This window comes from Neisseria sp. P0018.S001 (genome assembly GCF_051957355.1).
In the GTDB taxonomy this organism is placed as follows: Bacteria; Pseudomonadota; Gammaproteobacteria; order Burkholderiales; family Neisseriaceae; genus Neisseria; species Neisseria subflava_A.
The window spans coordinates 1-253 of record NZ_JBQCWN010000104.1 but is presented as its reverse complement, the minus strand read 5'-3'; the positions used below and the strand labels follow the sequence as shown (position 1 = coordinate 253).

The following is a 253-nucleotide window of genomic DNA, read 5'->3' as shown; positions in this document are numbered from 1 at the left end:
CGGAAGAAGCCAAGAAAGCTGAAGAAGCCAAGAAAGCTGAAGAAGCCAAGAAAGCTGAAGAAGCCAAGAAAGCTGAAGAAGCCAAGAAAGCTGAAGAAGCCAAGAAAGCTGAAGAAGCCAAGAAAGCGGAAGAAGCCAAGAAAGCTGAAGAAGCCAAGAAAGCTGAAGAAGCCAAGAAAGCTGAAGAAGCCAAGAAAGCTGAAGAAGCCAAGAAAGCTGAAGAAGCCAAGAAAGCTGAAGAAGCCAAGAAAGC

The 253-nt window shown here is 45.5% G+C and carries 1 protein-coding gene; it reads left to right on the top strand.

Annotated elements, in window-relative coordinates; genetic code table 11:
* On the top strand, positions 1-253 hold a 253-nt coding region (locus ACTHTJ_RS11045; RefSeq protein WP_440362701.1), incomplete at both ends, for a hypothetical protein.